The following is a 26,457-nucleotide window of genomic DNA, read 5'->3' as shown; positions in this document are numbered from 1 at the left end:
GGGCCGCGATCCAATGGATCGCGGCCCTTTTTTGTGCCTGTCAGCTACGCATCAAACCGCATCCAGTTCCGGTTCATCCGCTTCGACATTGATGGTGGCTTTCACCACATCGTGGCGGCGGATGTACTTCCAGTCCGCCTCGTCGATGTAGATGCCGGCCGGGCCGCTGCCGCCTTCCAGGTCGATGGCGACACTGGCGCAGACCTGCGGCTTCACGCTCGCCAGAATCGGCACGAAGCCCAGTTGCAGGCTGGTTTCCAGCAGTGCGGCCTGGTTCCTTTCGTCGATGTCCGCCGCCTCGTCGAGGTAGTACGGCAGGCGCACACGCCCGGCCAGATCGCGGTCCATCAAGTGCAGCAACAAATACATGTTGGTCAGCGCCTTGATGGTCATCGTGGTGCCGTTGGAAGCAGCGCCATCGATGTCGGTGTGGATCACCGGCTGACCGTTGACCTTGGTGATCTCGAACGCCAGTTCGAACAAGTCCTTGAGACCGAGCTGGTTGTGGTTTGCCGCCACCAGCCGCGCCAGGTATTCCTTGGCCTCTTCGTTCTTGTTGTCCTGCTCGGCGCTTTGGCTCAGGTCGAACACCGACAGGGTTTCGCCTTCTTCGTACTGACCGGCGCTGTGGATGATCTGGTCGATGTGCTTGAGCGCTTCCTTGTTCGGTGCAAGGACGATGCGGAAGCTCTGCAGGTTGGACACCTGACGCTTGTTGATCTCGCGGTTGAACAGCGCCAGTTGGTGCTCGAGGCTGTCGTAGTCGCTGCGGATGTTGCGCAGGGTCCGGGCGATATCGGTGACCGCCGCGCGACGGGCCTTGCCCAAAGTCAGGGCTTCGTCGGTACGGTGCGCGTAAGCGTTGATCAGCAGCGACAGGCGTCGCTCCATGTCGTCTTCACTGTCGAACTTGGCCACGCCCTTGAGGCGTACTTGCGCGTACAGCGCTTCGATCTGGCCATCGGCACGCAGCAGGCCTTGCCAGCTGTCCTGATAGTCGTTGAGCAGCGGCAGCAGGTTGTCCATGGAATCGTCGACCGGATCCATGAACGGCGTACCGAACGGCAGATCCGCCGGCAGCAACTGACGACGGCGCAGGGCGTCGTCGAGGGTACGTTGCTTGGCTTCCATGTCGGCGATCTGCCGGCCGACCAGTTGCAGCTTGGCCGACAGTTGCTGGACGCGCTCGGTGAATGCATCGCTGGAGCGCTTGAGTTCGTCCTGCGCGGCTTCCATCTGCGCCAGTTGCTCGAGCTTGTCGCCTTCTTCGGCGCTCAGGGTCTGGGTACGACGGAAATCTTCCAGCGCTTTCTGCGCATCCAGCACCTGCTGGTACAGCGCTTCGGTCTGGGTCTTGCTCGCGGCGCGGTCGGCGGCCACGGCTTGCTGGGTTTTCAGTTGCTTGAGTTCTTTTTCCAGACGCTCTTTCTGATCGCGCAGCGCGGCACGGTCAGCCAGCGCTTGCAGGGCCGGCGGCTCGATGTGCGAGATGTCGATCGACAGGCCCGGCACTTCGAAACGCTCGCCCTTGAAGCCGTCGAGGATCAGTTCGACCGATTTCACCCATTCGCCATCCTCGTCGAGGGTGATGCCGTGCTCACCCAGCGGCAGGCTGAACAGCGCGCTGTTGAACAGACGCATCAGACGCTCAACATCCTGTTGCGAAAACTCTTCGCGCAGGCGGGCGTAGCTGTTGTTGTCGGCGTGATCGAGTTGCTGCTTCACCGACTTCAGGCGTTTTTCCAGATCCCGCAGACGTTCTTCGAGATCCTCGGCACTGAACTGACGGGACTGCGCCAGCGCACCGGCCAGTTCATCGTGAGCGTCCTTGGCGGCGAGCAGTTGCTGCTCGAGCACTTTCACGTCATCGATCAGCGCAAAGCGATTCTTCAGCACCGACAGCTCACCCAGCCAGCGCTGGATGCCGGAGATTTCCCGCTCCAGGCGCATCAGCTCCTGAGTGCCGCCGCGCTGGTCGTTCTGCAGGTCGTCCTGCTCGCGACGGTAGTGCTCGGCCTGAATGGTCAGCTCTTCCTTGCGCGCCGTGGCGTAGTCCGACCAGGTGCCGAGCAGAGAGTCGAGCAGTGGCGACAGGCGATGCAGTTTGCCGCGCAGCACGTCGCGCTGTTTCACGCCGTTGGCCAAGGCTTCGACCAAGGGGCCGGCGGCCACCAGCGAGTTGTAGTCCTGTTCCATGCGACGCACATCGCGGAAGGCTTCTTCGCACGCGGCGATGTAGTCGACGCTGCCGGAACGCAGGCTGTGTTCGAAGGCATCGAGGAACAGCTGCTTGAGCTTGGCGGCGGTGATTTCGCGCATGTGCAGCAGGTTGATGAACAGTGCGCGGAACGTCTTCAGGCTCTGCTCGCTGGTGGAGCGCAGCGGGATCAGGGTCAGGTCAAGCGGGATCGACGTATGACCGCCGACCAGCAAACGCCGCAGTTCATCAGGCTTGAGCTCGTAGGCTTTCAGGCCTTCTTTCTCAAGGTTGCTGAACAGTTCTTTCTGGCGCAGGCAGGTATCGTTTTTCTGGTAGTGGGCCAGGTCGAGCTTGCCGGCGTAGGCGAAGAACTGGTGACCGAAACCACCACCCGGGCCGCGACCGACCACACCGATCACGTGCGGGCCGTGAGGCAGGTTCACTTCGACGAGGATGTAGCTGGTGTCGGAGGCAAAGTAGAAACGCCGGGATTGTTCCAGGCTGTACTTGCCGAAACTCATGTCCGACATGCGCGCCAGAATCGGGAACTGCAAGGCGTTGATCGAGGCGGATTTACCGAGGTTGTTCGCGCCGTAGACCGACAGCGGCTCTTCCAGCGGGAACAGGCCGAGGCTGTAACCGGCGGTGTTCAAAAGGGCAAAGCGGCGGATGCCGTAGCGTTCCTGGCTCATGCGTCGGACTCCTGTTCTTCGGCAATGGCGCGGGCCAGTGCGTCTTCTTCGCTTTCTTCTTCAAACTCGGTCAGGTCTAGCGGATCGTCGGTTTCCAGCAGCCTGGCCTCGGCTTCCTCGTCGATCAGCACCGGTGCCGGTAACGGCAGCACGCTGTGCACGCTGGCCGCCAGATCGCGGTCCTGCTGCACCGACAGGCACACGTCGAGGAAGCGGTGCATCGGCGGCAGGAAGCGGTACACGCCGTTTTCTTCGCCGGCGAAACCGAGCTGGGTCATGCGGCGCATGATTTTCTCTTCCAGCTCATCAACGGTCTGCACTTCGGCCTGGATGAACAGGTCGCGGTACTTTTCCAGCAGCGAAGGCAGTTCGTCGCGACCGAGGCTGCCGCCGTCCAGCACGGCGATCGGGTCGCGGCCCTGGTCAGCCAGGTGCTCGACAAGGATGAAGGTGAACAGCGCCAGACGCTGGGCGGTCTTGTTCACTGCGGCGGCGGCCATGTCCGGCACGAAGTAGTAGAAACCACGGGTATCGCAGACCAGTTCGAAGCCCAGGGCCTTGAACAGCGTGCGGTACTGGTCCTGGAAGTTCGACAGCTGCGCATACAGCTCAGGATCGCGGCGGCTGACGTGGTAGCCCTTGAACAGTTCGCGGAAGATCGGCGCCAGTTGAGACAGTTCGGAAAGATCAAGATGCATGTGGAGTGCTCGCAGAATCCTCGGCGGCGGGGTCGCGGGCCGAGAGCAGGGCGAAGGAGCGCAGGCTGACCTGGTGCTCGTGAGTGTGGTATTCGCGGCGTTCCAGACGCTCGCGCTTGAAGCGTTTTTCCCGCGACAGGCGCGAGAACCAGTAAAGCAATTCGTCGGTGGCGCCGTCCGGCTCCTGCTCCAGCAGCCAGGTCATCAGATCCGGCATTGGCAAGGACTCTTCGCAGCGGTCGACCATTTCGCGCACGGTGCGCGGTGCACGTGGGGCATCGCCGGTCTTTTGCGACTTGTGCGCCTTGGGGAAGCGCGCCGGCTTCGGCTCGAAGCGGGCCAGGGCGTAGACGTAGGCTTCAACCTGACTGGCGCTGCCGAGGAAGGTGCTTTGCGGCCGGGTGAACAGCGGCATCGCGGCTTGCGGCACGGCGTCGATGCCTTTGCGGCGGATCGCCGCCAGCGCCAGCGCGGCACCACGGGTTACGGCGTTGTGCCGGCGTGCTTCTTCGCGCAGCGGCAGCAGCAGTTCCCGGGCGTGACGCAGGGTCAACTGGGCGCTGGTCTGCATTTCGAGGATGCGCGCGTGGGTGCGCAGCAGCATGTCGTCATCGACCAGATGGCCGAGGCGCTGCTGTTCGCTGAGCATCTTCAACAGCACGGTTTCGACCTTGCGCACGCCTTGTTCGAAGGCGCCGTCGGCGTTCACCAGATCGATCATCGGCTCGACGTATTCGTCCCAGGTCGCCAGTACTTCGGCGTAACGCTGACGCAGGGGGATTTGCCGGTCGCTGGTCTTGGCCCGTTCGGCCACCGCCACCAGCGCCTGTTCGTCGTTGTCGAGTTTCTTCAGGACGTCGCGCACGCGCATGTCAAGCAGGCGCAACTGACGGGCAAGGTCATTGCCGTCGCGGATGTCGAACGCATCCTGAATGTAGCCGGCCAGACGCTCGAGGTGACGCAGGTAGGCTTCGATTTCCAGGCACAGGCCCAGACGGTGTTCCCGGCGCAGGTAGGCGAGGAAGTCGTGGATTTGCGCGTTGAGTTCGAAACGGTTCGGGCTTTTCGCCACGGGGACCAGAATATCGAGGCGAATCCACACGTCGAGCAGGCTGGTGATGTCCTGCGGCGTGCTTTCCAGTTGTTGGGCGGCCAGTTGCGTGCGCAGTTCGTTGAGGCTCAGGGTGCCCTGGTCGAAGTGCTCGCACAGTGGCTCCAGAAGTGCCCAGTGTTCAGCGAGGGCGCGCAAGACGCGCTTGGGTTCGATCATCGGAATGGCCGGCTGGTTGGCGATTAAAAGCCGCGATTGTACTGCATCACGCGGGATGCGATTCACTCTCGGGACGGACTGTCGCTTTTCTTTGCGTCAAGGTATCGGTCAAGACTATCGATCAACAGCGGGCGATCTTGAGCGAAGGGCGGTAGAATCAGCGCACTTCAGTTATCCACAAGTGGCCGACCCTTGCTAATCGAGTCCCGCCGCCGCGCCTATTTGAACGCCATGCAGGTGGTCAACTGGCTGCCGCGTACCGAATTGCCCTTCGCCGCACCGTCGCGGCCCGAGCTGCTGGAGCCGCTGGAGCCAGAGCCCGAGGTTTTGCTGTCCGTCGCACCGGCTTCCCCGGCTGACGCGCCGGCTCAGCAGGCCGCGCGCGTGGTCGAACGGCCGAAGATCGAGGTCCCGCGACCAACGCCCGCCAGCGGCCGCCCTGCCGCCAAACCGGTGGAGGAAGCCGAAGAAGCGCCGGTGGTCGCACGGCCCGCGCCGGTGCCGCCACCGCGTTTCGCCCTGCAATTGCTGCGCGCCGGTCGTTGCCTGTTGCTGGTGGAGTTACCCACAGGCGAATCGTTCCAGAGCCGGGATCCGGCCTATCTGCTGCTCAAGGACATGCTGCGGGCCGCCGGTCTGCCGGATGCGCCGCAGATCGTCGGCGATCCGGTGCGTTGGCCACTGCTGGTGCGCGGCACCATGGATCAGGGGCCGGATGCGGCCCGGGATTTCGTCCAGGGTTTCCTTTCGGTGCAAATGGAAGCCGCACAGTGCGCCTGCCTGTGGCTGATCGGTCTGCCGGCGGTGCGCTTCGCCGGTGAGAAGGACGCCGAGGCGTTCAACAGTGAATTGCAGATCGAGGGTCTTGGCCTGGCCTGGGCCGTGCCGGGACTGGAATTGTTGATGGAAGAGCCACAGCGCAAAGCCGCCGTGTGGCAAGCCATGCGTCGGCTGATGGCGCGCTGGAAAGAATCGAATGAGTGATGCGGTAACCTTCCGTCCGATGGTCGAAGCCGATCTGGACGCTGTGCTGAAAATTGAATTCGCGGCCTACAGCCATCCCTGGACGCGCGGGATTTTTCTCGACGGCCTTGGCAAATACCAGATCTGGTTGATGTTCGAAGGCGAGCAGCAGGTCGGCCACGGTGTGGTGCAGATCATTCTGGATGAGGCGCACCTGCTCAACATCACGGTCAAGCCAGAGAATCAGGGCCGCGGCCTTGGGCTGACATTACTTGAATACCTGATGTCCCGTGCCTATGCGGCCGATGCTCGGGAGTGTTTCCTGGAAGTGCGCGACAGCAACACAGCGGCGTTCCGCCTGTACGAGCGCTACGGTTTTAATGAAATCGGCCGTCGTCGCGATTACTACCCGGCAGTGGGCGGGCGTGAAGACGCCGTGGTCATGGCCTGCACCCTGGTTGACTGATCGCCGTTGGAAGCTGCTTCAATCTGAGGCAGCTTCCTGCGAGCACTTCAGCGTTTGCCGTCCATCGGGTCGCGACGCGCCATTTCCGCTTCATCCAGCCCGTCGCCGCCGCCAATGTCGTCCTCATCGACAATGCTCAAATCCCAATCCGCCTGATTGCCTGAACCCAACTCATCGGCATCACGGGCGCCGTCTTCGCGGATCAGGGTTTCCGGGCTCAGGTCATCGTCGGTCGGCTCATGATCAGCCACTGAAGCACCGGTCAGACCCGCCTCCCGTACCCGCTCGCGAGGCATCCGTTGCTCACGCTCACGTTCCGGCAGTTCATCGCCGATCTTCGCACTGGGCTGTTCGTCGTCGAAATCCAGCTCATGCACCGATCCCATGCGGTCTTCGTTATCATCGATGGGCTCCGGCTGCACCGCGTCGAAGGGACGTCGTGAATCAGTCATGGCAAATCCTCATACTGTGGGCCTTACTCAGGTGGACTCACCCGGCACACGAGAAATTCCAACGAAATCACTTGCGATCCTTTCGTGACCCCGACGGACGGTTGTCTGTCATAGCAGCGCATCTTTCTTGAGGCCTTACAGCATGCATGACTTACAAGACCTGATTGATAACAACGAGCGTTGGGCTGACGCGATCACCAAGGAAGACCCGGATTTCTTCGCCAAACTGGCCCGCCAGCAGACGCCTGAATACCTGTGGATCGGTTGCTCCGACGCGCGGGTTCCGGCCAACGAAATCGTCGGCATGTTGCCGGGCGATCTGTTCGTTCACCGCAACGTCGCCAACGTGGTGCTGCACACCGACCTTAATTGCCTGTCGGTGATCCAGTACGCCGTGGACGTGCTCAAGGTCAAACACATCCTGGTGACCGGCCACTACGGTTGCGGCGGTGTGCGGGCGTCGATGCAGGATCGCCAGTTCGGCCTGATCGATGGCTGGCTGCGGTCGATTCGCGATCTGTATTACGAAAAGCGCGAAGAACTCGCCAAACTGCCGACCGAAGAGGAACAGGTCGATCGCCTGTGCGAGCTCAACGTGATCCAGCAAGTGGCCAACGTCGCTCACACCAGCATCATCCAGAACGCCTGGCATCGCGGGCAGAGCCTGTCGATCCACGGTTGCATCTACGGCATCAAGGATGGCCGCTGGAAAAGTCTGAACACCACCATCAGCGGTTTCGAGCAACTGCCGCCGCAATACCGCCTGCGTCCGGTCGGCGCACCGTAACCTGCAAGTCAGCGCATGCCTTGTCGCAGCCAGCTCTTCAAGTAGCGCTGGCCTTCAAGGCTGGGTGGTTCGTCGTAACCGGTGATCCAGCCGCGACAATGAGCAGACCCGCAACTGCAGGCGAACTGCTTGAGCAGACGATCCTCGGTGGCGGTGTAGTCCATGGTCAGTCGCTCGCCCGGCTGAATGTCTCGCAAGGCCCACAGCCATAATTCACTCATGTCGATGAACACGTTCGGATCGCAGGAGTGTTCGAGCAATCCGCAGAAGCGTGGATCGTAAATATGGATGCCGGCCTGTAGTTGCCGGGTCTGGCGGCAGCGGTAGGGCAGCAGTTGACCCGAGACCCTGCACATGCGGGTGATGCGCAGAAATTCCCGGCGCGCGACGACTGCGCAGGGCGTTCCCTGGGCGTCGTGAATCACTTCGAAGTCGGCACGGGAAGGGAATCCGAGGCGCACGGGAAGCCCCATGAACGGGTAGATCCCCTCTGTATCGCGGGGCGTGGGATGGCGAAGGACTTGCGTATTCATAACGATCCCTGTCGAAAAGATGCTGCGACTTCAACAGGGCAGTTTCCATTCGGCCCGGCAACACAGTATTGGATCCAATATCTCGTATATGAAACTACAGATCTACTGTCATATCTGACAGGGGCGAAAGACGCTTTTCCGCGTCAGTCTGCGCTGACACGGAAAAGCCATTCTTGCGTCAAATATGCGGAGCAGGCACTGCGGCGTCAGGCATCGGGCTCTGGAGTTGTTGCAACTGAGCCTTGATCGGCGTGGTGGCGCACTTGGCAGCGGCCTGTTCGGCGGTCAGGTTGCGGATCGAGGTGTAGAACAGCTCGCAGGTCTTGACCTTCTGCGTCACTTGCCAGGTCTGGGTGCAACTGTTCAGCAGGGTTTTCGGGTCGGTGCCTGGCTTGCTGCCCATGCCGGCCTGCCAGCAGGCGGCGCTCAAGTCCTGGCCCATCACTTTCAGCCCCGCCGCGTCAGCCTTGGCTTGGGCGTCGTCACCGGTGTAGCTCTTGGGATCGGCGGCGTACCAGATGTAGCTCGGGTGGTTGGAACCCAATACCGGCACGTTCACCCCGGCGCTCGGCGTGATGGTTGCCAGGCCCAGTACGTTCACGGTCGGTCCATATTGCTGTTTGATCCAGTTACGCACCGGTGCACCGAAGGCCACCATCGGCAGGGCAGCACCGCTGGCGCTGACGCTGACCTGTTTGACCATGGTGGTCTGGTAGTCCTTGAAGTAGTCGTAGACCCCTTCAAGGTCGCTACCGGCACTGGCGGGCGCGGCAATCGGCGCGATGTCGACGATGGTCTGGTAACCCGGCGTCTGGTCGGCCGGGATGCCGTTGTCGGTCAGCAGCGCAGCCCAGCGATCAGTGGTGTTGGAGCGCAGGTAGTCCTGGGCCTGGGTCAGCGAGTAATCCGGCGGGAAGTGCAGCAGTTCGACGCTTTTACGGTTTTCCAGGGCCATGCCCAGCGGCAGGAACAGATACCAGCTGTACGCCCATTTGCCATCGGCGTTGAGCTTGCTGGCGCCGGTGTAGGCCAGGTCGCCGGCATCCAGCAGCGCGGTCAGCGGCTTGTCGTAGCCTTTCGGCACGCCGCTGATCTCGGCGTAGATCTGTCCGTTGTCATTCTTCACCAGCACCTTGGCACCGGTATAACCATCGCGTTGCACGCTCTGGCTCAGGTAATGGGCGACGGTCTGCTCAAGCGACCAGTTGCGAAAGCAGATCACGCTGCAATTGTTGGGATAAGCGAATAGGCGGGTGACGCGTTCGGTGCTGCCCAGTTTCAGGTCGACATCGGCGTGGGCGGCTGCGCTCAATGTGAGCGCAGCGAGGGTGAGTCCTGCGAGTTTGAACATGCTCAGATCCTTTTCAGCGTGGGTTCCCCGTTGCTCGGGTGCGCCACATATTGGATCAGCCGGGTGATGGCGAGAAGCCGTCAGCCACAGTTTTTTGAGCCGTGCCGCAGGACTCGTCCTCAGGCCTTGAAATGCAGGGCGTTGGTCAAGTCACCCATGGGTTTCTGGCCCCGGCCGGTCATCGCATCGTCACGCTGCTTGATCCCCGCCAGGGTCTCCAGCTGGAACACGCGGGTAATCAGACGCAGGATCGAAGCGGTGTCATAGACCGTGTGATCCACCGTACCCTTGCGGGCGAACGGCGACACCACCAGCGCCGGCACCCGCGAACCCGGCCCCCAGCGATCGCCCTTGGGCGGTGCGACGTGGTCCCACCAGCCGCCGTTTTCATCGACGGTCACGATCACCACCATGTTTTTCCATTGCGGACTTTCCCGCAGCACTTTCAGCGCGCGGACGATGTGCCGATCACCGGAAGCCACGTCGGCGTAACCGGCGTGCATGTTCAGGTTGCCCTGTGGTTTGTAGAAACTCACGGCCGGCAACTTGCCCGCCTCGGCATCGGCGAAGAACTTGTTGGTACTCGACTCATCGCCCAGACCGGCGTCGCGCAGGCGTTTGCTGCGTTCTTCAGGATGCTCCGGGCCCTGCTGCTGGAAGTAATTGAACGGCTGGTGGTGGTACTGGAAGTTGGGGATCTTCGGGATGCCGCCGGAATCCTTGAACTGATCCAGCGTCGCCTGCCAGGCGCCGGCGTACCACGCCCAGTCGATGTTCTTCTTCGACAGCTTGTCGCCAATGTGCTCGTGAGTCTGGGGCACCATGACATTCGGCAGATCGGCTTTGGAATACGCCGGACGCTCCGGGTCGCGGATCCACGTCGGCCAGTAGGGCGGGGCGAGGGTGTTGACCCCGTAACCGTCCGGGGTCAGCGCGCTCGGGCCGAACTGTGGCGGGCCGGTCATGGCGCTGGTCGGGGACTGATCCAGCGGCTTGAGGCGCGGGTCGGCCGGGTCATCGCTTTGCAGCGCGGCGATCTGGCTCTTGGCGACCGAACTGGTGACGTTCGGGTAGAACGGCGCGGTGGCGCTGATCAGGTATTGGTGGTTGAGGAACGAACCACCAAAGGCGCCCTGGAAGAAGTTGTCGCACAGCACGAATTCCTGGGCCACGTCCCACAGGCGCAGGGAGTAGCGACTCTGGGCGTAGTGACCCATGGTCAGGCCGCCGGAATCGGCCCAGGCAACGAAACCATCGTTCTTGCCGCCGTTGATCTGCATCTGATTCTGATAGAACACGTGCCAAAGGTCGCGGGTTACCAGGCCAAGTGGCAGGTCCTCGGCATTCGGACCTTTCAGTGCGAAAGGCGCGTTGGGCAGGTTTTCCTGAAACTGCACGGCGTTGGGATAGGTCACGCCATCAAGCGTTTGCGGGCCGATCTGCAACACACCGCCCCAGGCTGGCGGCAGGGTTTGCAGCAAGCTGCCGTCGCGGTCGCGCTGTTGGTATTCCTCAGGCTTGAGTGCAGACAGCGGTTTTTCGACACCGGGGAAATCACCGAACAGGTTATTGAAGCTGCGGTTCTCGGCGTAGATCACCACGACGGTCTTCACCTGATCGTGCAGGGCCTTGTCCAGCTCGGTGGGCGTGAGCGGGCGCTCCTCGGGTTTGCCCGGTTGATCACCGGCATTCCCGCACCCGGCCAGTGTGGCGCCCACACCCAGGACGGCGACACCGCCGAGAAAACGGCGGCGGCTGGTATCGGTGGGATTGTCGGATTCAGGCGATGAGGGGGCTTTACCGTCGGTGTCGTCGTTCATGTAGAAGTCCGTTTATGCTTAATTGTTTCAGTATGTTTCGGGCGGACGCTAGCAAGGGAATGTGACGGTTGGGTGACATTTCCAAGGCGCAGAAACAAATGAGGGAGCCAGTACGCTAGCTCCCTCATGAGAATTACGCCTGAAGATGACTCCGCGTCATGGCATCACCGGCGGCGTATACGCCAATGTCGTCCCCAGCGCCCACAGCAACAGCAGCACCAGCGGCGTGTGCACCAGCAGTTGCACGAACGAGAAGCCGATCAGGTCCCGCGCCTTCAACCCCAGCACGCCCAGCAGCGGCAGCATGTAGAACGGGTTGATCAGGTTCGGCAGGGCTTCGGCGGCGTTGTAGATCTGCACGGCCCAGCCCAGGTGGTACTTCAGGTCGGTGGCCACTTGCATCACGTACGGCGCCTCGATGATCCACTTGCCGCCCCCGGATGGAATGAAGAAGCCGAGAATCGCCGAGTACACGCCCATCAGCAGCGCATAGGTGTCGTGGGAAGCGATGCTGACGAAAAAGGTCGAGATGTGATGGGCCAGGGTCTGGGCATCGGTGCCCTTGACCGTGGTCATCAGCGCGGCAATCGAGCCGTACAGCGGAAACTGGATCAGCACACCAGTGGTGGTCGGCACCGCTCGCGCCACCGCATCAAGGAAGCTGCGCGGACGCCAGTGCAGCAATGCGCCGAGCATGATGAACAGGAAGTTGTAAGTGTTAAGCCCGGAAATCGCGGTGATCGCCGGTTTGGTCGAGAACTCGTGGAACAGCCATCCGGCCGCCAGCAGCACCAGCACGATGATCAGCAGCGGGCTGTGCTCCAGCCATTCACCGGGCCGGGTGCGCGGTTGCAGCGGCGGCAGGTTGAAGGCCGGGTCGATGCCGCAGGCCTTGGCGTCACGCGCCGAGTTCGGGCCGGGCGCGGTGGCGTAGGCGATGATGATCGAGATCACCACCAGCGCCAGCAGCATCACGCCCGACTGCCAGAGGAAAATCGTCTGGGTGAATGGAATTACCCCGGTGATCGACAGAATCGACGGTGGCAGGCTGGCGGGGTTGGCCTGCAGCTGTGCGGCAGAGGACGACAGACCCAGCGCCCACACGGCACCAAGGCCCAGATAAGCCGCGGCTCCGGCGGCGCGGTAGTCCATTTTCAGATCGGTGCGGCGGGCGAGGGCGCGCACCAGCAGACCGCCGAATACCAGCGACAGGCCCCAGTTCAGCAACGATGCGACCATCGAGATCAGCGCGACCCACGCCACGGCGGAGCGTCCGTTCTTCGGGATTCGCGCCAGGCGATCGATCAGCTTTACGGCGGGTGGCGAGCTGGCCACCACGTAACCGCCGATCACTACGAAGGCCATCTGCATGGTGAAGGGGATCAGGCTCCAGAAGCCGTCACCGAAGGCCATGGCGGCGTCGGTGGGTTTGGCGCCCATGGCCAGGGTGGCCAGGGCCACGATGATCACGGCGAGTGCGGCGAACACCCAGGAGTCGGGAAACCAGCGTTCGGCAAAACTGGAGCAGCGCAAGGCAAAGCGCGCAGAGCGGCTATCTTCGATATCAACGGCCACGGGAGTACCTCGGATTTTTATGTTTATTGTGGTCTTCGGGGCTTGGCCGGCCCGTCTGGACAGGTGCCAACAGTAAATCAACCGGCGGATTTATGTGACCGTGTTTCGCTGAATCAGACTATGGTCTAACGGGTTGTCGACCGGCCCGTTTGCGTAGACCATGGGCGCCTTGGTCTTTTGCCTGCCAGAGTTCTTTGCCATGACTGCCCATTCCACTGCCCGACCGGCGCCGTTCAGCCGTTCCGACTACAAGACCCTCGGCCTTGCGGCCCTGGGCGGGGCGCTGGAGATCTACGATTTCATCATTTTCGTGTTCTTCGCCCTGACCCTCAGCCAGTTGTTCTTCCCGCCGGAAATGCCCGAGTGGCTGCGCCTGCTGCAAAGCTTCGGGATCTTTGTCACCGGCTATCTGGCGCGGCCGCTGGGCGGGATCCTGATGGCGCATTTCGCCGACCGGCTGGGGCGCAAGAAAGTCTTCAGCCTGAGCATCCTGATGATGGCGCTGCCGTGCCTGCTGATCGGGATCATGCCCACCTACGCCCAGATCGGCTATTTCGCACCGCTGTTGCTGCTGGCGCTGCGCATCCTGCAAGGCGCGGCGGTCGGTGGTGAAGTGCCGAGCGCCTGGGTGTTCGTGGCCGAGCATGCGCCGGTCGCGCATCGCGGTTATGCACTGGGCTTTCTGCAGGCCGGGCTGACCTTCGGTTACCTGATCGGCGCATTGACTGCGACGTTTCTCGCACAGGTGTTTACCCCGGCGGAAATCCTCGATTACGCCTGGCGTTATCCGTTCCTGCTCGGCGGCGTGTTCGGTGTGATCGGCGTGTACCTGCGCCGTTGGTTGAGTGAAACCCCGGTGTTCATGGCCATGGAAGCGCAGCGTGAGGCGCGGGTCGAACTGCCGTTGCGCACGGTCTTGCGCGAGCATCGTCTGGCGATGCTGCCGGCCATGCTCCTGACCTGCGTACTGACTTCGGCGGTGGTGGTGTTCGTGGTCATTACCCCGACCATGATGCAGAAGACCTTCGGCATGACCGCCGGCCATACCTTTGCATTGAGTGCGCTGGGCATCGTGTTCCTGAACATCGGCTGCGTGATAGCCGGGCTACTGGTGGACCGCATCGGCGCCTGGCGCACGGTAATGCTATATAGCCTGCTGCTGCCATTGGGCATCGGCGTGCTTTACAGCTGTTTAATCATGGGCGGCGATTGGGTGGGCCTGGCATACGCCATCGCCGGCCTGGCCTGCGGTGTGGTCGGCGCCGTGCCTTCGGTGATGGTCGGTCTGTTCCCGGCGCGTATCCGGGTATCCGGCATTTCCTTCACCTACAACATTGCCTACGCCGCATGGGCAAGCATCACACCGTTGCTGCTGATCGGTCTGATGCCGTGGAGCCCGTGGATCTGTGTGATGTTCTGCGCGGTGATGGGCGCGGTCGGTATCGTCAGCGCGGCGTATTTCGGAGTGCGCATGCCCGGAGGCGGGCGCCGTTCGGTGGCGCCCTGTTCCTGAAGGCTGGTTGACGGCCTCGGCGCAAACTCGCGTCGCCGTCACGTCAACCAGTGCCACCACAGCAAGGTCCCCACAAGACCCACCACCGAGACAATGGTTTGCAGGACCGACCAGACCCAGATCGTCTGTTTCAGTTGCAGGCCGAAGTACTCGCGAACCATCCAGAAGCCGGCGTCGTTCACGTGACAGAAGAACACTGAGCCGGCGCCAATCGCCAGCGCCACCAGCGAACTTTGCGTCGCGGCGAGGCCCGCCATCATCGGCGCCAGAATCCCCGCCGTCGTGGTGGTGGCCACCGTCGCCGAGCCGGTGGCCTGACGCAGTGCCACGGCAATCAGCCACGCCAGCAGCAGATACGGCATGTGCGCGCCTTCGGCGACTTTGCTGATGGTCTGGCTGACACCGGCATCCAGCAAGGTCTGCTTCAAGCCGCCACCGGCACCGATGGTCAGCAACAGCACGGCAATCGGCGCGAGGCTTTTGCGCAGGGTGCCGCCGACGTGTTCACGCGGCATGCCGTTGGCCCAGCCGAGGCAGATCACCGCCGCCATGACGGCAATGCCCAACGCCACCAAGGGTTCTCCGAGAAACTTCAGGGTCAGGGCGACGCCGCTTTCCGGGCTCATTGCGACTTTCGCCAGCGTGCTGCCGAGCATCAGCAACACCGGCAACAGGATTATCAGCAGCGACATGCCGAAACTCGGCTGGCGCGGCGCTTTCGGCGGGGCGCTGAACAGCGCGCCCAGTTCTGCCGGCTCATCGACGTGCATGCGTTTCGACAGCCAGTTGCCGTAGATCGGTCCGGCCAGGATCACCGCCGGGATGGCGATGCTGAAGCCCAGCAACATGGTCAGCCCAAGGTCGGCATGCAATGCGCTGACCGCGATCAACGGTCCGGGATGCGGCGGCATCAGGGCATGCAGCGTGGTCATGCCGGCCAGCGCCGGAATCGCGATTTTCAACAGCGGCTGACCGGAACGGCGGGCCATGACGAAGATGATCGGAACCATCATCACCAGTCCCACTTCGAAGAACAGCGGCAGGCCGATCACCATCGCCACCAGCGCCATGACCCACGGCAGGGACTTGCCTTTGCCCAGCCCGAGCAAGGTCGACGCAATGCGGTCGGCGGCGCCGGACTCGGCCATCAGCGCGCCAAGCATCGAGCCCAGCGCGATGATGATCCCCGCCTCACCGAGAATCGCCCCGGCGCCTTTGCTGAACGCCTTGGCCACGTCCTCTGGCGGTAAACCCGCGCCGACGCCGGCAATGAACGTACCGATCAGGATCGATAGAAAGGGCGGTAGCTTGCTGGCGCTGATCAACACGATAATCGTCGCAATCGCCAGCAGGCAGCAGAGAATCAGTCGGGTGTCGTGAACCATCCAGGCAGCGGTCGATAAATCCAAAACGGAACTCCTTATCGGGCGGATAGCGGCAACATATTGTTGCAATTTGACTTGAGAATACCTGATATGGCCGGGCCAGAGCGGCGGGTTTTGTATCCGTTCTGCGCGGGCGGATAAGACCAATGGCCAATTGAGATTATTTTTGACTGGCCGGTCTCGATCGCTCTTCAGAAAAGATTTCCAAGGCCGATGGTTAGGGCTGCAACCCCGCTTTCCACCCAGTCCATCGGTGCTTTCCCATGTTCAACAAACGCCTCAAGCAAGAGCTGGCGGCTCTTCGTGAAGAACTCTCCAGCCTTCTGCAAGTGAAGGAGAGCCTGGAAAGCGAGATGCTGGTGCTGACCCTTGAGCCCGACGGGCGGATTCAATCGGTCAACCAGAACTTCCTCAATGAAATGCTCTACAAGAGCCACGACCTGATCGGTCGCGCCATCGAAGACATCGTGCCGGCTCATGTGAAGTCCGACGAATTTCATCACCGCTTCCGGGCCGCACTGAGCCGGGGCGAGCATTTCGCCGGCGCCGTGCGCCTGTCGCGCGGCAATGGCGAAGAGGCGTGGTTGCGTTCGATCGTCCAGCCGGTCCGCTCTTCGGACGGGCGCATCAAGCATTTCTCGATTTTCTCCAGCGACCTGACCCGCACCATCGAAGCCTCACGCGAACACGAGAACCTGATCGGCGCGCTGGTGCGTTCGACGGCCGTGATCGAGTTCGACCTCAACGGTAATGTGCTGAGTGCCAACGACCGCTTCCTTCAGGGCATGGGTTACAGCCTGGCGCAGATCAAGGGCAAACATCACCGCATGTTCTGTGACTCGGGCGAGGCCAACAGCGCCGAGTACCAGAATTTCTGGCGCCGCCTGAACAACGGTGAGTTCGTCGCCGGTCGCTTCAAGCGGATCGACGCCCATGGTCGCGAGGTCTGGCTGGAGGCGTCCTATAACCCGGTGCTCGACGCCAACGAAAAACTCTACAAAGTGGTGAAGTTCGCCACGGTGATCACTGATCAGGTCAATCAGGAGCAAGCTGTCGCCGAGGCTGCGAACATCGCTTACAGCACATCCTTGCAGACGGACAGCACTGCCCAGCGCGGGACCCGTGTGGTCACCGAAGCGGTCAATGTGATGCGCGACCTGTCGCGGCACATGCAGACCGCCGGCGAAGGCATCGAGGCACTGAACGAGCAATCCCAGGTGATCGGCACCATCGTCAAGACCATCAGCGGTATTGCCGAACAGACCAACCTGCTGGCGCTCAACGCCGCCATTGAAGCCGCCCGTGCAGGCGAGCAGGGCCGTGGTTTTGCGGTGGTGGCCGACGAAGTACGGCAACTGGCTTCACGCACCAGCCAGGCGACTGAGGAAATCGTCGGTGTGGTGCGTCAGAACCAGGACATGGCGCGCAATGCCGTGGCGCTGATGACCGACGGCAAACTCCAGGCCGAGCAAGGGCTGGCGCTGGCGGCGGAGGCGGGCACGGTGATCGTCGAGATCCAGGATGGCGCGCAGAAAGTGGTGGACGCGGTCGGCCAGTTCGCCAACCAGCTATCCAGCTGATGCTCGCCAGACGAAGGGATTGTCCATGACAATCCCTTCGCTGTTTTTATCCCGCTACAATCGGCTCTTTTTCCCGGAGCAGATCCCATGAGCGAATCCTTTCGTCGTCCGGTTCCCCTGAACAAAGCCTACCGTTTGCTCAATCACGGGCCGACCGTGCTGGTCAGCGCCGCTCACGACGGGCAGCGCAATATCATGGCTGCGGCCTGGGCCATGCCGCTGGACTTCGAACCGCCGAAAGTCGCGGTGGTCCTCGATAAATCCACCTGGACCCGACAACTGCTTGAGGTCTCGGGCACCTTTGTCCTCAACGTTCCTTGCGTGAACCAGGCTGACATCGTGCAGACCGTCGGTTCGACTTCTGGCCTGGAAATCAATCGTGATCAAGGGCAGGACAAGTTCCAGGCCTATGGCTTGCAGACCTTCGCTGGCGAGCAGGTCGATGCACCAATGCTCGATGGTTGCGTAGCGTGGCTCGAATGCCGGCTGCTGCCGGAGCCGCGCAATCACGAACAGTACGATCTGTTCCTGGCCGAGGTGATCGCGGCACAGGCGGATTCGCGGGTGTTCAGCGATGGACGCTGGCATTTTGAAGGGCATGACGGTTTGCGCACTTTGCACCATGTGGCCGGTGGGCATTTCCTGACGATTGGCGATCCGGTGGATGGCAAGACGCTTTCGGTCTGATGGCAAAACGTCGCTGGATATTGCAAGGTAGGGGCATTGTCGAACCGACCAGGCGCCTGCCCCATGTTTTCCAGTTACCTTGCTCCGTTGCTGTCGCTGGCGCTGTTGTGGACGGTTGCCGTGGTGACCCCCGGGCCGAACTTTTTCAACATTGCGCAACTGGCCGTCAGTCGTTCCCGACGCCATGGTGTGGTCGCGGCGCTCGGCGTCGCCAGCGGAACGGTATTGTGGGGGCTGGCTGGTGGGCTGGGCATTCAGTCGCTGTTCAGTGCGGCGCCGACGCTTTACCTGAGCTTCAAGATTGCCGGTGGCTGCTACCTGATCTATCTCGGGCTCAAGCAATTCAAGCGTAAGGCCCCTGTCGCCCAAGGAGCCCCGGGCACCACGGAGCAAACGTTGCTCGGTGCCTACGGGCGAGGTTTTCTGGGCAACATGACCAACCCCAAATCGGCACTGTTCGTGGCGACGATCTTCGCCACCGCCATGCCGGCCCATGTGCCGCCGATGCTGCTGGCGCTGGCGGTGCTGACCATGGCCACACTGTCTTTCAGTTGGTATTGCAGTGTGGCGCTGTTCTTCGCCAGCCGACGGATTGCCGGGATTTATGAGCGCTCACGCAAATGGCTGGATCGGCTGGCGGGTGGTTGCTATCTGCTGTTCGGTGCGCATCTGGTGGCGAATCGCTGACTGGAAATCAGGTGGCGGATGACGCTTGTTTCGCTGTCATCAATTGCTCAGTGGAACGTAGATTTTGACCGCTGAAATGGATTCATGGACATACAAAAAAAGGCTTACCTCTCGGTAAGCCTTTTTCAGATGGCGGAAGGGATTTCAGTCCCCCAACGCCACCCCTTCACGCCGAGGATCCGCCCCACCGGCCAGCGTTGCCTTCCCCTGCGCATCCTTGACCCGCACGATGGCCTGGGTGCCGCTGGTCATGTCGATTTCGCTCACGGCGTGGCCCTTGTCCTTGAGTGCCTGGATCAGTGCCGGGGTGAACTGACCCTGTTCCAGTTCTGTCGGCCCGTTGCGGCTGCCGAAGTTGGGCAGGCTGATAGCGCTTTGCGCATCGAGGTTCCAGTCGAGCAGGCCGACGGTGGTTTTGGCCACGTATTCGATGATCTGCGAGCCGCCCGGAGAGCCGACGGTGGCGACGAATTCACCGCTGTTGCGATCGAAGATCAGGGTCGGTGCCATCGACGAGCGCGGGCGTTTGCCGGGCTCGACGCGGTTGGCGACTTTCTGTCCGTTTTCTTCGGGGATGAACGAGAAGTCCGTCATCTGGTTGTTGAGCAAGAAGCCCTGAACCATCAGGTGCGAGCCGAATGCCGCTTCGATGGTGGTGGTCATCGACACCGCGCCACCGAAGTCATCCACCGCCACCACTTGCGAAGTGGAGATGCGCAGCGGCGAGCGGTCCGGCGCGTAGGCGACCTGCACCCCCGGTGGTGTGCCCGGTGTGGCGGTGCCCATACTGCGTTCGCCGATCAGGCTGGCGCGGCTGGCCAGATAACCCGGGTCCACCAGGCCATTGACCGGCACCGGCACGAAGTCGGTATCGGCCACGTATTGCGCACGGTCGGCGTAGGCCAGGCGTTCGGCTTCGGCGATCAGGTGCACGGCTTGCGGCGCCGGTTCGAGGGCCGCCGGTTTATCGGTCTTCACGGGTTTGAGCGGTGTCAGGGACAGGCGCGGGTCGCGGGTCTCCAGGGCCTGCAAAGTGCCGAGGATTTGCGCCACTGCAATCCCGCCCGAGGACGGCGGCGGCATCCCGCAAACCTGCCAGCGCTTGTAGTCGGTGCACAGTGGCGCGCGTTCCCTGGGCTGATAGTGCTGAAGGTCGTTCAACGACAGGCTGCCGGGGTTGGCGTGACCCTGGACCTTGGCCACGATCTCTTCGGCGATCGGGCCTTTGTAGAGTGCGTCTGCACCTTCGTTGGCGATGCGTTTGAGTACGGCGGCCAACGCCGGGTTTTGCAGGCGCGTGCCGATGGCTTTGACGCTGCCGTCGCTGTTGAGGAAATACCTGGCCATGTCCGGCGAGCGACGCACCACAGGGTCGGACTCCAGCAGCGAATGCAGGCGAGGCGAAATCGCAAAGCCCTGTTCCGCCAGTTTGATTGCCGGTTCGAACAACGTTGCCCACGGCAAGCGGCCATGCTGTTTGTGCGCCAGTTCCAGCGCCCGCATCACACCCGGTGTGCCGACGGAGCGCCCGCCAATCTGCGCCTGCGGGAACGGCATCGGTTTTCCATCGGACTGGAGGAACAGCTTTTCGGTCGCGCCGGCCGGTGCGGTTTCGCGACCGTCGTAGGTGCGCACCTGCTTGCCGTCCCACAGCACGATCATCGCGCCGCCACCGATCCCGGAGGATTGCGGCTCGACCAGGGTCAACACGGCTTGCATCGCAATGGCCGCATCGATGGCCGATCCACCTTTGCGCAACATCTCGCGACCGGCCTCGGCAGCCAGTGGATTTGCGGCAGCAGCCATATGTTTATCGGCGTGGCTGGCTTGCAGGCCTGTGCGGTAACCGGAGGCGGCTTCCGGTGCCAGCGGCAAGGTCGAGGAGGGCGGAGCGTTGCAGGCGGCGAGGGTGATGGCGCTGACGATCAACGTCAGGGCCGGCAGGCGAAAGCGTTTCAGGGGCTGGGCTGGAAACACGCGGGGCTCTCCGTCCGTGGGATAAAAGTCTGACGGACTGTATCGGCCGACCGTGCAGGACGCAAACCGTCGGTATGTTTGTCCTTCATGCCGTGGCGAATATTCTGTAGGGTCATGGGCAAACGTGAAGCCAGAACAATCAACAAGAGGCCACCATGCACAGCGAGTTTCCGACCCAGTCCAGCTACCGTCAGCAGCGCGAACAGTTTCTTGCCGCCGCCACTGCGGCCGGTGCGACGCTCTCCTCCTACGCCCATCCGCGTTGCGGACCGTTTGGCGAGCCGTTGAGCACCGATGTGGCGGTGCTGGGGGATCCGCAAGCCAAACGGCGTCTGGTGGCGCTCAGCGGCACCCACGGGGTGGAGGGCTATTACGGTTCGGAATGTCAGATCGACTGGCTGACGCATTTCACGGCGGGTTCGTTGCCGAAGGACGTCGCGGTGGTGATGATTCACCTGATCAACCCGTGGGGCACTGCATGGCTGCGACGAGTCAATGAAGACAACATTGACCTCAACCGCAATCATCTGGATTTCAACCAGCCCCTCCCGGACAACCAGGCCTACGCCGCGCTGCACGAAATTTACGCCTGCGCCGATTTGAACGGCCCCGAGCGGCAGCGCGCCGATGCCTTGCTCGATGCGCAAATCGCCGAGCACGGCTGGCCGGCGGTGATGTCGATTGTCGAGGGCGGTCAGCACAACCATCCCGACGGCCTGTTCTTCGGAGGCTTTGCCCCGAGCTGGTCGAATCGCACGCTGCATCAGATCATCGAGAATCATCTGGCGGGTGCTGAAACCGTGATGTGTTTCGACCTGCACACCGGCGCCGGCGAGTACGGTCATCCGATGCTGCTGACGATCACTCAGGCACCGTATCCGGCGCTGGCCCAGGCGCAATCGATCTATGGCCCGTGGCTCTACACTTTGCACACGGGAGCTGAAACCCTGAGTGAAACCGGTGTCGCGGCAACGGCTACCGGTTACACCTCGCAGGCATTGCTCAATGCGCTGCCGAAAGTGCAGTTGATGCCGTTCGTGATCGAGTGCGGGACTTATCCGGGGCCGGACGTACATCGCTACTTGCGCGACGATCACTGGCTGCATCTGCACGGCGATCCGCTGGATGCGACGGGGCGGGAGATCAAATTGAAACTGCTGGAGCAGTTCTATCCGGCGGACCCGGACTGGCGGGCGATGGTCGGATTGCGCACGCGGCAGATCTGGGCAAAAGGGCTGGCGGCACTGGCCTGATAAAAGAAAATGCCGGCTGATGATAGCCGGCACTTTTCTCGAGGCATAAAAAAACGGCCTACCTTTCGGTAAGCCGTTTTTAGTACTTGGTGGCTACACAGGGACTTGAACCCCGGACCCCAGCATTATGAATGCTATGCTCTAACCAACTGAGCTATGTAGCCAAGTGGCGCGCATTATTCCCCTGAAATGGAAAAGCGTCAAGCGTAAATTTCAAAATTTTTTCTACGCTTTCAACCGTTTATCAAAATCAGGCGTTCAACAGTGGCGAAGGGCAGCGCTGGAACCAGCGACTGGCCTGCTCATACGCGTGCGCCAGTTGCAGAACGGCGAAGTCTGCCTGATGCCGGCCGATGATCTGCAGCCCCATCGGCAACCCCCGGGCATTGAAGCCGGACTGGACGTTCGCCACCGGGCAACCGGATAACGTGCCGGGAATCACCACCTCCATCCAGCGATGATAAGTGTCCATGCTCACGCCCTCGATCGCGGTCGGCCACGGTTGCGTCTTGTCGAACGGAAAGACCTGCGCGCTGGGCAGTAGCAGATAGTCGTACTGTTCGAACAAGCGTGAGATCGCCCGATACCAGTCGCTGCGCACCACCGAGGCGGCGAACACTTCGCTGGCCGAGAGCTTCAGACCGTTTTCCACTTCCCAGCAGGCTTCCGGTTTCAGCAGCGCCCGTTTCTGCGGATCGGCGTAAGCCGCGCCCAGGGAGCCGGCGACCATCCAGTGGCGCAAGGTGCGCCAGCTGCTCCACAGTTTCTCAGGGGCAAATTCCGGACGCGCCGACTCGATATGGCAACCCAGGCTTTCAAAGTCGGCAAACGTCTTTTCACACAACGCGAGGATGCCGTTCTCCATGGGCAGATACCCGTTGAAGTCGCCGAGCCAGCCGATCCGGGTGCCGGTGAAGACGCGCTCCAGCGGTGCGCTAAAGACCTCGCCGGATTCACGGATCGACAACGGCGCCCGCGCATCGCCGCCGGCCTGCACCGACAGCAGCATCGCGGCATCGCGCACACTGCGCGCCATGGGCCCTTCATAGCCGAGTTGATCGAAGAACAGATCGGCACTGTCGTCGAACGGTACGCGTCCCTGAGACGGGCGGAAGCCGAAGATGTTGTTGAACGCTGCCGGGTTGCGCAGCGAGCCCATCATGTCGCTGCCATCGGCCACCGGCACCAGATGCATTGCCAGCGCCGCCGCCGCGCCGCCACTGCTGCCACCCGCGGTTTTGCTTGGGTCAAAGGCGCAGCCGGTGGCCCCGAACAACGGGTTGTAGCTCTGCGAACCGAGGCCGAATTCCGGGGTGTTGGTCTTGCCGATGATGATCGCGCCAGCGGCCTTGATCCGCTCGACCATGATGCCGTCACGCTCGGGTATGTAGTTTTTGAACAGCGGTGAGCCCAGCGTGGTGCGGATGCCGCAGGTCAGCGACAGATCCTTGATGGCGTGGGGCAGGCCGTGCATCCAGCCCCGGTATTGGCCCCGGCTCAGTTCGGCGTCCCGTGTGTCGGCCTGGGCCAGCAGATCCTCCGGCGCCTGCAGACTGATGAGTGCGTTGACTGCCGGGTTGAACCGTTCGATGTGGGCAAGATAGGTCTGCATCACTTCGCGACAGGAAACCTGGCGCAGGCGGATGCGTTCGGCGAGCTCGATGGCCGGCAACAGGACCAGTTCGCTGATGTTATTGGAGTTCATGACGACGGCGCCCTTCAGACGGCTGGAAAAACGCCCCGGCCTCGTGCCGGGGCGGTAGAAATCAACGCATCAGGTTGGTCCACAGACGATCGGCCAGACGGATCGCGCCTTCACCGCAGGTCTTGCTGAACACCACGTGGGTACCCTCGGGAATATGCAGTTCCGGCGCATCCTTGAGGTTCGCATCGAGGAACGGTTCGACGCCTTTGATCGGGCTCTGATGCTTGAGGAAGTTCTGGGTCATCGCCGAGTTTTCCGGCTGACTGAGAAACGCGATGAACGCCTTGGCATTCGCCGGGTTCTTGCTGCCGGCGGGGATGACCATGTTGTCGACCCAGGCCAGTACCCCTTCTTTCGGGTACAGGTATTTCAGGCTCGGTTTCATCTCGCGGGCGCGCATCGACGAACCGCCCCAGAACATCGACATGTCGATTTCGCCCGAGGCGAGGTTCTCGCGGATCGAGCCGGCTTTGGAGCTGTAGGTTTTGACGAATGGCTTCTGCGCCTTGAGCAGCGTGAGGATCTGTTGCATCTGTTTCGGGTCCTCGCTGCACAGCGGAATGTTCAGGTACAGGCTGGCCATGTCGACCATATCGCTGACCGAATCGAACATGTTGATCCGCCCCTGCAACTCGGCCGGCGGCTCATAAAGCACCTTGTAACTGTCGGCCGGGCCTTTGTAGCGGCCACTGTCGAGCACCACGCTGGTGGTGCCCCAGATGAACGGCACCGAATAGGCGCCTTCCGGGTCCCAGCTCGGTTTCTTCAGGTTGTCGACCACGCTGGCGTAGTAGGGCTCCTTGACCGGATCGAAGCGCTCCAGCAGGTTTTCCTTGATCAGGATCGGAATGAACTGGTGCGAGGGAATCGCCACGTCGTAACCGGCACCGCCCTGTTTCAGTTTGGCCAGCAGTGTCTCGTTGGAGTCGTAGGAGTCGACGGTGACTTCGATGCCGGTCTGCTTCTGGAATTTGGCGAGAATCTCCGGTGAAAAGTAACCGCTCCAGCTCACCACGTTGAGTTTTTCGGCGGCCTGAACACTCCCGGCCATGACCAGCGGCACAGTCAGAAACAACGAAGTACCGACGCTTTTTATCCACTTGCTCATGCTATTTCCCCACGGTTCTTGGAAGGTTCAGGCGTTCTTTTTGCCCAGCAGGTAAGAGAGGCTGACAAACAGCACCGAGACGCCCAGGATCAGGGTCGACACGGCGTTGACGTCGGGTGTCACGCCCATGCGCAACAGGCCGAAGATGAAGATTGGCAGCGTCGTGGTGCCGGCCTGGGAGACCATCATCGAGATCACGAAGTTATCCAGCGAGACGATGAAGGCCAGCATCAGCCCGGAGAAAATTCCCGGCATCAGCAACGGTAGGGTGACTTTGCGAAAGGTCCGCCACGGCCCGGCATAAAGGTCGGCCGAGGCTTGTTCCAGCGACAGGTCCATGTCGTTCAGCCGGGCCCGGATCGGCAGGTAGGCAAACGGAATGCAGAACACCGTATGGGCGATGATCAGATTGCCGTAGCCGAGCGACAGGCCGATGGTGGAGAACAGCGCGAGCGTGGCGACGCCAACGACGATTTCCGGCAGCACCAGCGGCAGCATGATCGCGCCCATCGACAGTTGCAGGCCCTTGAACTTCGCACCCCGCGAGGTGCCGAGGGCCGCGAGAGTGGCAATCGCTGTGGCGACCATGCTGGCGCACACCGCGATCAGCAGACTGTTGCCGGCCGCCTGGCGCAGCGCCTGATTGGCGAACGCGGCGCGATACCAGTCGAGGCTGAACCCGGTCCAAACCGTGGCCGACTGGTTGGCGTTGAACGAGAACACCACCAACACCACGATCGGCGCGTAGAGGTACAGGTAGAACAGGAAACTGAAACCGCCGAATCCGGGGAAATCCTGTACGCCCAGCCCCTTGCGTTTGAACAGACCGATCATCACGCACCTCCTTTGGCGATGCGCTGGCGTTCGGCGCGCAAGGCATAGACCGTCAGCACCAGCATCACCGCCGCCATCAGCACCAGCGACAACGCCGCGCCGAACGGCCAGTTACGGGCATCGCTGAACTGCCGGAAGATCAGGTTGCCGAGCATCATCCGCGTGCCGCCGCCGAGCAGTTCCGGGGCGATCATCGCGCCCAGGCACGGCACGAAGGTGAGAATGGCGCCGGCGAGAATTCCCGGTCTGGCGATTGGCAGCACCACTTTGCGCAAGGTGCGCAGGCGTCCGGCATACAGATCCTGAGCGGCCTCGAGCAGACGGATATCCATTTTTTCCAGCGTGGCGTAGATCGGCAGAACCACGAAGGGCGCATAGGTATAAACCAGCCCCAGCAGCACGGCGCCGTCGGTGTACAGCAACTGCAGCGGCTCATGGATAACGCCCAGGCCCATCAGACTGTTGTTGATCACCCCGGTGTTACGCAGCAGCAGAATCCACGCGTAAGTGCGGATCAGCAGGTTGGCCCAGAACGGCACGGTGATCAGGAAGATCAACAGACCACGCCGATGCGCCGGTTGCATGGCCAGCCACACCGCCACCGGGAAACCGATCAGCAGTGTGATGACGGTGGTCAGGCCGGCAATTCCGACCGAGCGCAGGGCGATGATCAGGTAGGAGTCGGCGAAGGCCAGGCTGTCGTCCATTTGCCGTTCGAACAGCAGTGAGGTGTAGGCGTCGCTGCTGAACACCTTGTTCACCCCGCCGTAGGGGTTGGCTTCCATCAGCGAATAACCGATGACGATCAGGATCGGCACCACCAGAAACAGGGCGATGGCGATCAGCGCCGGGCTGACACCGAGGAAGCTCTGGAACGCCCGTCGGCGTTCAAGCGTGTTGGTTATCGGTAAGGCGTGCATG

General features: G+C 61.9%; 22 protein-coding genes, 1 tRNA gene and 1 pseudogene. 9 read left to right on the top strand and 15 right to left on the bottom strand.

Annotation, left to right across the window (positions count from 1 at the left end):
* Positions 1-51 precede the first annotated feature (51 nt).
* From mksF to mksB, 3 genes are read right to left on the bottom strand one after another with little or no spacing between them, the layout of a single operon-like run.
* Complete coding sequence (gene mksF / locus DLD99_RS24290; RefSeq protein WP_085709263.1) at positions 52-2,892, bottom strand: Mks condensin complex protein MksF; 2,841 nt, start codon at positions 2,890-2,892, stop codon at positions 52-54.
* Positions 2,889-3,590, bottom strand: coding sequence for an Mks condensin complex protein MksE (gene mksE, locus DLD99_RS24285; RefSeq protein WP_085709264.1), 702 nt, complete (start codon positions 3,588-3,590; stop codon positions 2,889-2,891). Before mksE ends, mksF begins: the two co-directional genes overlap by 4 nt.
* Entirely contained in the window at positions 3,580-4,860 is a 1,281-nt protein-coding gene (gene mksB, locus DLD99_RS24280) for an Mks condensin complex protein MksB (protein ID WP_162803512.1), read from the bottom strand. Before mksB ends, mksE begins: the two co-directional genes overlap by 11 nt.
* Positions 4,861-5,091: 231 nt before the next feature.
* Between mksB and DLD99_RS24275 the strand changes: the two genes are divergently transcribed.
* Positions 5,092-5,844 (top strand): energy transducer TonB, encoded by a 753-nt coding sequence (locus tag DLD99_RS24275; RefSeq protein WP_114885537.1) that lies wholly within the window; start codon positions 5,092-5,094, stop codon positions 5,842-5,844.
* Positions 5,837-6,289, top strand: coding sequence for a ribosomal protein S18-alanine N-acetyltransferase (rimI, locus tag DLD99_RS24270; RefSeq protein WP_085709267.1), 453 nt, complete (start codon positions 5,837-5,839; stop codon positions 6,287-6,289). Before DLD99_RS24275 ends, rimI begins: the two co-directional genes overlap by 8 nt.
* Positions 6,290-6,336: 47 nt before the next feature.
* Here rimI and DLD99_RS24265 read toward each other — a convergent pair whose 3' ends face one another.
* A complete protein-coding gene (locus DLD99_RS24265) occupies positions 6,337-6,741 on the bottom strand; it encodes a serine kinase/phosphatase (RefSeq protein ID WP_114885535.1) in 405 nt (134 codons plus the stop codon).
* A gap of 142 nt (positions 6,742-6,883) precedes the next feature.
* On the opposite strand from DLD99_RS24265, the gene can reads away from it, so the two are divergent.
* A complete protein-coding gene (gene can, locus DLD99_RS24260; RefSeq protein ID WP_007951756.1) occupies positions 6,884-7,528 on the top strand; it encodes a carbonate dehydratase in 645 nt (214 codons plus the stop codon).
* Between the two features lie 8 nt (positions 7,529-7,536).
* Here can and DLD99_RS24255 read toward each other — a convergent pair whose 3' ends face one another.
* From DLD99_RS24255 to DLD99_RS24240, 4 genes are all read right to left on the bottom strand, one after another.
* Positions 7,537-8,061, bottom strand: a complete 525-nt coding sequence (locus tag DLD99_RS24255; protein WP_114885533.1) for an SET domain-containing protein-lysine N-methyltransferase — start codon at positions 8,059-8,061, stop codon at positions 7,537-7,539.
* A 178-nt stretch (positions 8,062-8,239) separates the two neighbouring features.
* Positions 8,240-9,412, bottom strand: a complete 1,173-nt coding sequence (locus tag DLD99_RS24250) for a hypothetical protein (RefSeq protein WP_114885531.1) — start codon at positions 9,410-9,412, stop codon at positions 8,240-8,242.
* Positions 9,413-9,531: 119 nt separating this feature from the next.
* Complete coding sequence (locus DLD99_RS24245; protein WP_114885530.1) at positions 9,532-11,232, bottom strand: acid phosphatase; 1,701 nt, start codon at positions 11,230-11,232, stop codon at positions 9,532-9,534.
* 156 nt (positions 11,233-11,388) lie between these two features.
* The gene (locus tag DLD99_RS24240) at positions 11,389-12,807 is read right to left on the bottom strand and encodes a short-chain fatty acid transporter (RefSeq protein WP_085709272.1); all 1,419 of its coding nucleotides are present in this window, start codon (positions 12,805-12,807) and stop codon (positions 11,389-11,391) included.
* Between the two features lie 199 nt (positions 12,808-13,006).
* Between DLD99_RS24240 and DLD99_RS24235 the strand changes: the two genes are divergently transcribed.
* Entirely contained in the window at positions 13,007-14,320 is a 1,314-nt protein-coding gene (locus DLD99_RS24235; RefSeq protein WP_114886794.1) for an MFS transporter, read from the top strand.
* Between the two features lie 38 nt (positions 14,321-14,358).
* Here DLD99_RS24235 and DLD99_RS24230 read toward each other — a convergent pair whose 3' ends face one another.
* Entirely contained in the window at positions 14,359-15,729 is a 1,371-nt protein-coding gene (locus tag DLD99_RS24230; protein ID WP_114885528.1) for a GntT/GntP/DsdX family permease, read from the bottom strand.
* Positions 15,730-15,968: 239 nt separating this feature from the next.
* Here DLD99_RS24230 and DLD99_RS29725 point away from each other — a divergent pair.
* The 4 genes and pseudogenes from DLD99_RS29725 to DLD99_RS24215 form a co-directional block, all read left to right on the top strand.
* Positions 15,969-16,697 (top strand): annotated as a pseudogene (locus DLD99_RS29725) (PAS domain-containing protein); the annotation flags it as partial.
* A gap of 156 nt (positions 16,698-16,853) precedes the next feature.
* Positions 16,854-17,285 carry a methyl-accepting chemotaxis protein gene (locus tag DLD99_RS29720; protein ID WP_372238665.1) on the top strand — a complete coding sequence of 144 codons (432 nt, stop codon included), beginning with the start codon at positions 16,854-16,856 and terminating at the stop codon, positions 17,283-17,285.
* A gap of 87 nt (positions 17,286-17,372) precedes the next feature.
* Complete coding sequence (locus tag DLD99_RS24220; protein WP_114885524.1) at positions 17,373-17,972, top strand: flavin reductase family protein; 600 nt, start codon at positions 17,373-17,375, stop codon at positions 17,970-17,972.
* A gap of 63 nt (positions 17,973-18,035) precedes the next feature.
* Positions 18,036-18,659, top strand: a complete 624-nt coding sequence (locus DLD99_RS24215) for a LysE family translocator (RefSeq protein ID WP_114885522.1) — start codon at positions 18,036-18,038, stop codon at positions 18,657-18,659.
* 144 nt (positions 18,660-18,803) lie between these two features.
* Here the strand turns inward: DLD99_RS24215 and ggt are convergent, their stop codons facing one another.
* Positions 18,804-20,636, bottom strand: a complete 1,833-nt coding sequence (gene ggt / locus DLD99_RS24210) for a gamma-glutamyltransferase (protein ID WP_114885520.1) — start codon at positions 20,634-20,636, stop codon at positions 18,804-18,806.
* Positions 20,637-20,791: 155 nt separating this feature from the next.
* On the opposite strand from ggt, the gene DLD99_RS24205 reads away from it, so the two are divergent.
* Positions 20,792-21,889 (top strand): DUF2817 domain-containing protein, encoded by a 1,098-nt coding sequence (locus DLD99_RS24205; protein ID WP_114885518.1) that lies wholly within the window; start codon positions 20,792-20,794, stop codon positions 21,887-21,889.
* Between the two features lie 87 nt (positions 21,890-21,976).
* On the opposite strand, the gene DLD99_RS24200 is transcribed toward DLD99_RS24205, so the two are convergent.
* From DLD99_RS24200 to DLD99_RS24180, 5 genes are all read right to left on the bottom strand, one after another.
* Positions 21,977-22,053: transfer RNA gene (locus DLD99_RS24200), tRNA-Met, on the bottom strand.
* An 86-nt stretch (positions 22,054-22,139) separates the two neighbouring features.
* Positions 22,140-23,594 (bottom strand): amidase, encoded by a 1,455-nt coding sequence (locus tag DLD99_RS24195; RefSeq protein WP_114885517.1) that lies wholly within the window; start codon positions 23,592-23,594, stop codon positions 22,140-22,142.
* A 61-nt stretch (positions 23,595-23,655) separates the two neighbouring features.
* Positions 23,656-24,702, bottom strand: a complete 1,047-nt coding sequence (locus DLD99_RS24190) for an ABC transporter substrate-binding protein (protein WP_085709282.1) — start codon at positions 24,700-24,702, stop codon at positions 23,656-23,658.
* 27 nt (positions 24,703-24,729) lie between these two features.
* The gene (locus DLD99_RS24185; RefSeq protein WP_085709283.1) at positions 24,730-25,536 is read right to left on the bottom strand and encodes an ABC transporter permease; all 807 of its coding nucleotides are present in this window, start codon (positions 25,534-25,536) and stop codon (positions 24,730-24,732) included.
* Positions 25,536-26,456 (bottom strand): ABC transporter permease, encoded by a 921-nt coding sequence (locus DLD99_RS24180; RefSeq protein WP_085709284.1) that lies wholly within the window; start codon positions 26,454-26,456, stop codon positions 25,536-25,538. Before DLD99_RS24180 ends, DLD99_RS24185 begins: the two co-directional genes overlap by 1 nt.
* Between the last annotated feature and the right edge of the window lies 1 nt (position 26,457).

The organism is Pseudomonas kribbensis (assembly GCF_003352185.1).
GTDB classification, from domain to species: domain Bacteria; phylum Pseudomonadota; class Gammaproteobacteria; order Pseudomonadales; family Pseudomonadaceae; genus Aquipseudomonas; species Aquipseudomonas kribbensis.
The sequence above is the reverse complement of the archived record's forward strand: the minus strand, read 5'-3'. Positions and strand labels throughout refer to the sequence as shown.